The sequence below is a fragment of the Muriicola sp. Z0-33 genome, assembly GCF_026126425.1.
In the GTDB taxonomy this organism is placed as follows: domain Bacteria; phylum Bacteroidota; class Bacteroidia; order Flavobacteriales; family Flavobacteriaceae; genus JAFMPW01.
On sequence record NZ_JAFMPW010000029.1, the window covers coordinates 1 to 5,575 of the forward strand.

General features: G+C 49.9%; 2 tRNA genes and 3 rRNA genes. All 5 read left to right on the top strand.

Annotation, left to right across the window (positions count from 1 at the left end):
- Positions 1-185: 185 nt before the first annotated feature.
- Positions 186-1,716 (top strand): 16S ribosomal RNA (locus tag J1G40_RS18170).
- Positions 1,717-1,923: 207 nt separating this feature from the next.
- Positions 1,924-1,997, top strand: a tRNA-Ile gene (locus J1G40_RS18175).
- A gap of 174 nt (positions 1,998-2,171) precedes the next feature.
- A tRNA-Ala gene (locus J1G40_RS18180) sits at positions 2,172-2,245 on the top strand.
- Between the two features lie 210 nt (positions 2,246-2,455).
- A 23S ribosomal RNA gene (locus J1G40_RS18185) occupies positions 2,456-5,301 on the top strand.
- Positions 5,302-5,437: 136 nt separating this feature from the next.
- Positions 5,438-5,549, top strand: a 5S ribosomal RNA gene (rrf, locus tag J1G40_RS18190).
- Together the 16S, 23S and 5S rRNA genes with 2 tRNA genes alongside form the textbook arrangement of a ribosomal RNA operon.
- Positions 5,550-5,575: the final 26 nt, after the last annotated feature.

A 5,575-nucleotide genomic window follows, 5' to 3' on the forward strand; every position in this document is an offset into this window, starting at 1 on the left:
TTTAAGATAGTTCATTGACATATTGGCAGACAGCGTTTTTCTTTAGATTTTCATTTATGGGGATTTAGGGAGGAATTAGAATCATTTAGATTTAGATAATACTGAGAATAGAATCATTAAAGGGGCGAGGAGCGAATTTAAGTAGTTGTTTTTTTATAAAGAGATGTAAATTTATTTACGAGTAAACAATGAAGAGTTTGATCCTGGCTCAGGATGAACGCTAGCGGCAGGCCTAACACATGCAAGTCGAGGGGTAACAGGGAGAAGCTTGCTTCTTTGCTGACGACCGGCGCACGGGTGCGCAACGCGTATAGAACCTACCCTGTACAGGGGGATAGCCCGGAGAAATCCGGATTAATACCCCGTGGTAATATAAAATGGCATCGTTTTATATTTAAAGCTTTCGGGCGGTACGGGATGGCTATGCGTCCTATTAGTTAGATGGTGAGGTAACGGCTCACCATGGCATCGATAGGTAGGGGCCCTGAGAGGGGGATCCCCCACACTGGTACTGAGACACGGACCAGACTCCTACGGGAGGCAGCAGTGAGGAATATTGGACAATGGGCGGAAGCCTGATCCAGCCATGCCGCGTGCAGGAAGACGGCCCTACGGGTTGTAAACTGCTTTTATACGGGAAGAATAATCACGACGTGTCGTGGGATGACGGTACCGTAAGAATAAGGACCGGCTAACTCCGTGCCAGCAGCCGCGGTAATACGGAGGGTCCGAGCGTTATCCGGAATTATTGGGTTTAAAGGGTCCGCAGGCGGGCTTATAAGTCAGGGGTGAAATGGTGCGGCTCAACCGTAGCACTGCCCTTGATACTGTTAGTCTTGAGTTATGGTGGAGTGGCCGGAATATGTAGTGTAGCGGTGAAATGCATAGATATTACATAGAACACCGATCGCGAAGGCAGGTCACTAACCATTAACTGACGCTGATGGACGAAAGCGTGGGGAGCGAACAGGATTAGATACCCTGGTAGTCCACGCCGTAAACGATGGATACTAGCTGTCCGCTGCCTTGAGCAGTGGGCGGCCAAGCGAAAGTGATAAGTATCCCACCTGGGGAGTACGTTCGCAAGAATGAAACTCAAAGGAATTGACGGGGGCCCGCACAAGCGGTGGAGCATGTGGTTTAATTCGATGATACGCGAGGAACCTTACCAGGGCTTAAATGCAGAATGACAGGTTTAGAGATAGACTTTTCTTCGGACATTTTGCAAGGTGCTGCATGGTTGTCGTCAGCTCGTGCCGTGAGGTGTCAGGTTAAGTCCTATAACGAGCGCAACCCCTACCGTTAGTTGCCAGCATTTAAAGATGGGGACTCTAACGGGACTGCCGGTGCAAACCGAGAGGAAGGTGGGGATGACGTCAAATCATCACGGCCCTTACGTCCTGGGCTACACACGTGCTACAATGGCCGGTACAGAGAGCAGCCACTCCGCAAGGGGGCGCGAATCTACAAAACCGGTCACAGTTCGGATCGGGGTCTGCAACTCGACCCCGTGAAGCTGGAATCGCTAGTAATCGGATATCAGCCATGATCCGGTGAATACGTTCCCGGGCCTTGTACACACCGCCCGTCAAGCCATGGAAGCCGGGAGTGCCTGAAGTCCGTCACCGTAAGGAGCGGCCTAGGGCAAAATCGGTAACTAGGGCTAAGTCGTAACAAGGTAGCCGTACCGGAAGGTGCGGCTGGAACACCTCCTTTCTAGAGAAATCATTTTTTTTAAAAAGGGCGACATTATTTTAGTTACTTGTCCCGATTCTTCTCATTAAAGTATTAGTTAGTTATAGATGCTACTAATAGTTGTCTGCCATTATTTTTTTATATAAAAGAAACAGTCTCATACCTGCCTGCCGGCAGGCAGGGCTCAGCCAGCTGAGCTTTGTTCAAAGCAGGTCATATGAGATTAATAGTCTCATAGCTCAGCTGGTTAGAGCGCTACACTGATAATGTAGAGGTCGGCAGTTCGAGTCTGCCTGAGACTACGAGTTACAATGATCAATTAGCAGTAAACGATAAACAATGTTTGTCATTGTTGAGAGTTAATTGTTAAATGGTTATTGAATTAAAGTTCATTGAGAGATAACAATAGAGATTATAGAAGTTGGGACTAAGGTCTACTGGCCAACTGGCAAGTGTAAACTGGCCAACTTGGTAAAGGGGAATTAGCTCAGCTGGCTAGAGCGCCTGCCTTGCACGCAGGAGGTCACCGGTTCGACTCCGGTATTCTCCACGATTTCATTGATCAATAAGCAATAAGCAATAAACAATGGTGACATTGATAATTGGTAGTTGTTCATTGGTAATTGAGAAAAGGTTCATTGACATATTGGGAGAAGAGTACTAATGGTGATAATTTATTATTACATATTGGTACTTTGAAAACACGAATTTTTTAAGTAAGAGTAGAGGTAAAAATAAGAGTACGTTATAATAAGGCGAGGCGACAAGCTAAGCAAGGGCGTATGGGGAATGCCTAGGCTCTCAGAGGCGATGAAGGACGCGATAAGCTGCGAAAATCCGCGGGGATTGGCACATACGAATTGATCCGCGGGTGTCCGAATGGGGCAACCCACTATGTTGAAGACATAGTATCCCGTAAGGGAGGCAAACCCGGTGAACTGAAACATCTAAGTAGCCGGAGGAGGAGAAAACAATAGTGATTCTGTGAGTAGCGGCGAGCGAAAGTGGAAGAGTCCAAACCTGTGTTGTTTCGGCAATACAGGGGTTGTAGGACCACGACATCTAATGCGTTATAGAACCGGAACCATCTGGAAAGTTGGGCCATAGCGGGTGATAGCCCCGTATGGGTAAGATGCGTTATTAGTAGTGGTATCCTGAGTAGTGCGGGGCACGTGAAACCCTGTATGAATCCGGCGGGACCATCCGCCAAGACTAAATACTCCTGAGAGACCGATAGTGAACCAGTACCGTGAGGGAAAGGTGAAAAGAACCGTGAATAACGGAGTGAAATAGAACCTGAAACCATACGCCTACAAGCGGTCGGAGCTGTGCTTGCACAGTGACGGCGTGCCTTTTGCATAATGAGCCTACGAGTTGCCGTTACTGGCAAGGTTAAGCACTTCAGGTGCGGAGCCGCAGCGAAAGCGAGTCTGAATAGGGCGCCTATAGTCAGTAGTGGCAGACGCGAAACCGTGTGATCTACCCATGGGCAGGTTGAAGCTGTGGTAACACATAGTGGAGGACCGAACCCGTTGACGTTGAAAAGTCTTGGGATGACCTGTGGGTAGGGGTGAAAGGCCAATCAAACTCGGAAATAGCTCGTACTCCCCGAAATGCATTTAGGTGCAGCGTTGATTTAGTTTTATAGAGGTAGAGCTACTGATTGGATGCGGGGGCTTCACCGCCTACCAATTCCTGACAAACTCCGAATGCTATAAAATGATGATCAGCAGTGAGGGCATGGGTGCTAAGGTCCATGTCCGAGAGGGAAACAACCCGGACCACCGGCTAAGGTCCCCAAGTGTGTGCTAAGTTGATAAAACGCGGTGGAATTGCACCGACAGCCAGGATGTTGGCTTGGAAGCAGCCATTCATTTAAAGAGTGCGTAACAGCTCACTGGTCGAGCGATTCCGCATGGATAATGATCGGGCATAAGCACACCACCGAAGCCGTGGCTTTGTATCCTCGGGATACAAGGGGTAGGGGAGCATTGTAGTGTCGTCGAAGCTGAACCGTAAGGTTTGGTGGAGAAGCTACAAACGAAAATGTAGGCATAAGTAACGATAATGTGGGCGAGAAACCCACACGCCGAAAGACCAAGGTTTCCCCAGCTATGCTAATCAGCTGGGGGTCAGTCGGGACCTAACGCGAACCCGAAGGGGATAGTGGATGGACAAGCGGTTAATATTCCGCTACCCGCAATACGACAAAAGCGACGGGGGCGAGGAGTTGGTGCGCACAGACGGAATTGTGCGTTGAAGCTACTGTAAGGTAGCGATAGTACACCAAGGCTACGGCTGCGGTGATAATCCAGCGTATCGTCCTCCAAGAAAAGCGAGTATTGCGGCCCGTACCGTAAACCGACACAGGTGGTTGGGATGAGTATTCTAAGGCGCTCGAGAGATTCATGGCTAAGGAACTAGGCAAAATAGACCCGTAACTTCGGGAGAAGGGTCGCCACGCTTTTAGCGTGGCCGCAGTGAAGAGGTCCAGGCGACTGTTTATCAAAAACACAGGGCTCTGCAAAATCGAGAGATGAAGTATAGGGCCTGACACCTGCCCGGTGCCGGAAGGTTAAGGGGAGATGTTATTCCTTCGGGATGAAGCATTGAACTGAAGCCCCGGTAAACGGCGGCCGTAACTATAACGGTCCTAAGGTAGCGAAATTCCTTGTCGGGTAAGTTCCGACCTGCACGAATGGTGCAACGATCTGGACACTGTCTCAGCCATGAGCTCGGTGAAATTGTAGTATCGGTGAAGATGCCGGTTACCCGCAGTGGGACGAAAAGACCCCGTGCACCTTTACTATAGCTTCGTATTGACCTTGGGCAACCAATGTGTAGGATAGCTGGGAGACTTTGAAGTGGCGTCGCCAGGCGTTGTGGAGTCGTTGTTGAAATACCAGCCTTTGTTTGTCCGGGGCCTAACCCTTGAATTAGGGAACAGTGCGTGGTGGGTAGTTTGACTGGGGTGGTCGCCTCCAAAAGAGTAACGGAGGCTTCTAAAGGTGCCCTCAACACGGTTGGCAATCGTGTGTAGAGTGCAATGGCATAAGGGCGCTTGACTGTGAGAGATACATCTCGAACAGGTTGGAAACAAGAGCATAGTGATCCGGTGGTTCCGCATGGAAGGGCCATCGCTCAAAGGATAAAAGGTACGCCGGGGATAACAGGCTGATCTCCCCCAAGAGCTCACATCGACGGGGGGGTTTGGCACCTCGATGTCGGCTCGTCACATCCTGGGGCTGGAGAAGGTCCCAAGGGTTGGGCTGTTCGCCCATTAAAGTGGCACGCGAGCTGGGTTCAGAACGTCGTGAGACAGTTCGGTCTCTATCTACTGCGGGCGTTAGAAATTTGAGCGGACCTGACTCTAGTACGAGAGGACCGAGTCGGACTGACCGCTGGTGTACCGGTTGTCCCGCCAGGGGCATTGCCGGGTAGCTAAGTCGGGAAGGGATAAGCGCTGAAAGCATATAAGCGCGAAACCCGCCGCGAGATGAGATTTCTTTAAAGGGCCGTGGAAGATTACCACGTTGATAGGCCATAGGTGCAAGGGCAGTAATGTCCGCAGCCGAGTGGTACTAATAGCCCGTTAGGCTTGCGCCAGACAAGCCTTGTTATAGCTGCTACTAATTTTTACCCATACCACTTACTTAAAACATCCGTGCTTTACTCCCAATATGTTAAGATATTGATTGCGCATTATGCGTGATAGTCTGCAAATCAGTTGCCGACTTAAAACTCAGGTGGCCATGGCGACGGGGTTCACCCCTTACCATTCCGAACAGGGAAGTTAAGTCCGTCTGCGCCGATGGTACTGCTACACCAAGTGGGAGAGTAGGCCGCCGCCTTCTTCGAACCCTGAAGTAAACTCGTTTTA